At 39.3% G+C, this 2,494-nt stretch carries 2 protein-coding genes and 1 pseudogene; 2 read left to right on the forward strand and 1 reads right to left on the reverse strand.

Features of this window, described 5'->3' with window-relative positions:
* Window positions 1-232: pseudogene (locus tag CXF78_RS20205) on the forward strand (lipid-transfer protein); the annotation flags it as partial.
* Between the two features lie 78 nt (window positions 233-310).
* Here CXF78_RS20205 and CXF78_RS20210 read toward each other — a convergent pair.
* Window positions 311-1,396: a PepSY-associated TM helix domain-containing protein gene (locus tag CXF78_RS20210; protein ID WP_102037763.1), complete on the reverse strand. Its 1,086-nt coding sequence runs from the start codon at window positions 1,394-1,396 to the stop codon at window positions 311-313.
* Window positions 1,397-1,926: 530 nt separating this feature from the next.
* Between CXF78_RS20210 and CXF78_RS20215 the strand changes: the two genes are divergently transcribed.
* On the forward strand, window positions 1,927-2,469 hold the full coding sequence (locus CXF78_RS20215) for a carboxymuconolactone decarboxylase family protein (protein WP_011636227.1): 543 nt from the start codon (window positions 1,927-1,929) through the stop codon (window positions 2,467-2,469).
* Window positions 2,470-2,494: the final 25 nt, after the last annotated feature.

Below are 2,494 nucleotides of genomic sequence, written 5' to 3' on the forward strand. Positions count from 1 at the left end.
ATTGATTGCTAATGGTGACAACACTTATGGCGGTAAATTTGTCATTGGGGCATCGGGTGGATTAATGTCGAAAGGGCACCCAATTGGTGCTACTGGGTTGGCACAATGTACAGAGCTGACATGGCACTTACGTGGTCAAGCTGGCAACCGACAAGTCGATAATGCCACATTAGCGCTGCAGCATAATGTAGGTTTAGGTGGCGCGGTGGTGGTAACGTTATATGGCGTTTAACTAACGGTTTGATTTCATGCTGCGCTACATTGCCGTTGATGTATGAAGGAAATGTAGCGCAACATGGTGGGCTGTTCGTTAACTGGCTTTTTTGCGACTAAAAGTACGTCGGTAAAAGGTCACCACACTGAATGATAAAATCAATGTGCCAATGAGTGACACCAAGGTAATCAACATTACATAGCTTGCTGGCATGTACAGTCCATCGTGTAGAGGACGAACAAAACTGGCAATTTTAGCTGATAAAGGTCGGTCACTGTGTTTGATTACTGACTCAATCGTTCCTTGTTGATAATTCATGCTGATGCGATCAGCTTCTCTTAACCACACGCCCTGATGTTCATCGAATTGAATACTGTACACAAGGTCTTGTGGTTTATCTGTTTCTGCTTGCTGGCCTTTATTGGGCTTAGAGCGTGGTTTACTCACTGATACAAGTTCTGCGTCTGGCCAAATTTGTTGTGCGTTGCTTAGCTGGCTTAACCAATGACTTGGTTGGCTGACAGAATAAGGTAGTGTCTGTTCGCTGGTGGCATCTTGCTTAAGAACACCTGTCCATAAGCTGTTGTAAGTGATTAAAAATCCGCTGATACACAATATAAACAATGGTACTGAAATAAATAATCCCAGTTGAATGTGGCTTTTAAGTAAACTGCTTGAGCGGGTATTTTTAGGAATACTTTGTTTTAATCTAAATCCATTACGCACTCGCCACCACAGGTAAATGCCAATTAAGGTTACGATGCCCCCCGCAAGCGATGCCCATGCATTAATGTATTTACCACCATTGTCGATGAGAAAATTTCGATGCAACCAAAATACCGTGCTATATCCAGGTAAATCGAAAGAGGAGCTACTCGACAGTTCATTTAACTCTTTGTCCAATGCAATTGATTTACCACGAGTGCTAGCTTGAATATATGGCGTATGTTCTGTTGGAAAGCGAACAGTACTCATGTCGGGATAGCGCTCAAATACACTCGCAACAGTATCGGCTTTTTGTTCAAGTGTGATTGGAGAGTATGTTTGATCTTTACTGTCTAGGCGTTTGAGTAAATCAACGCTACCGAGATATACCCCAGTGGTAAGTACTATTAACATGGTGATGCTAATAAAAAAACCTACCCAGTTGTGAAACCATTTTAATGTCGAAACCATGTTCATTTTTGTTTGCTCAAATTATGCCATGCAGTATTGCAATAGAGTGTTAAACCTGCTGATTTTGTTATTTTTTATAAACGTTAATACAAATCCACAAACTTGCGGTAATGATAATTAATCTCAATTATTTGTTCAATTAAAGAAGTGTAAAGATGGGGGGGGATAAACCCATTTTATCGTCTAAATATCGTTTTGGCGTAAGTGCTTTATTCTGGGATTGTTATTAATTAGATCGTACTTCACCCTATTAGAGCTGTCGCTACGCATTTCTAGATGCCTCAATAATTGACAATCTAAATGTTCAAGTGGCTAGTTGAATTAGCATTAACGGCTGAGTTTAGTGATTATTTTATATTTTTTAAAACTCATACTATTTTGATAATAAACAATATTCTCTAATGTATATTTGAATAACAACAATCAATTTGAACAATCATTCAAAATAAACTTGAGCGAGCGTTCAAATTGATTTATAGTGGTCTCAATTCGAAACGCAACACTCCTAAATTTATTTATCTAGAAGAGAGAATATTATGACTGCATTTACTATTCACACTGTAGACACAGCACCAGAAGACAGCAAAGCAATGTTAGAAGGCGCTAAAAAGCAAATGGGTATGGTACCTAATTTATTTGGTGTGTTGGCAGAATCTCCAAGCACGTTGCAAGCTTACCAACAGTTACATCAGGCTTTTTTAGACACATCATTTAACCCTGAAGAGCTAACGGTTGTATGGCAAACCATTAACGTTGAACACGAATGTGGCTATTGTGTACCAGCACATACAGGTATTGCACATTCAATGAAAGTAGACCCAGCGTTAACTGAAGCATTACGTAATAAAGCGGCGATGCCAACTGCAAAATTACAAGCGTTACAAGATGCGACATTAAGTATCGTACGTAACCGCGGTAACATTTCTGAAGCAGAACTAGCAGCATTTTATGCCGCAGGTTATGGCCAACAGCAGGTGTTAGAAATCATTTTAGGCTTGTCACAAAAAGTGATCAGTAATTACACCAACCATGTAGCAAAAACACCGGTTGACGATGTATTCAAAAAGTTTGCTTGGTAATTCTTTACCAACATTGTTACCGACA

This window comes from Shewanella sp. 11B5 (assembly GCF_002836795.1).
Lineage (GTDB): Bacteria > Pseudomonadota > Gammaproteobacteria > Enterobacterales > Shewanellaceae > Shewanella > Shewanella frigidimarina.

Excerpts from the sequence above, each read along its gene's own strand:
- CXF78_RS20215 (WP_011636227.1), top strand. The coding sequence starts at position 1,927 with ATGACTGCATTTACTATTCACACTGTAGACACAGCACCAGAAGACAGC.
- CXF78_RS20210 (WP_102037763.1), bottom strand. The coding sequence starts at position 1,396 with ATGAACATGGTTTCGACATTAAAATGGTTTCACAACTGGGTAGGTTTT.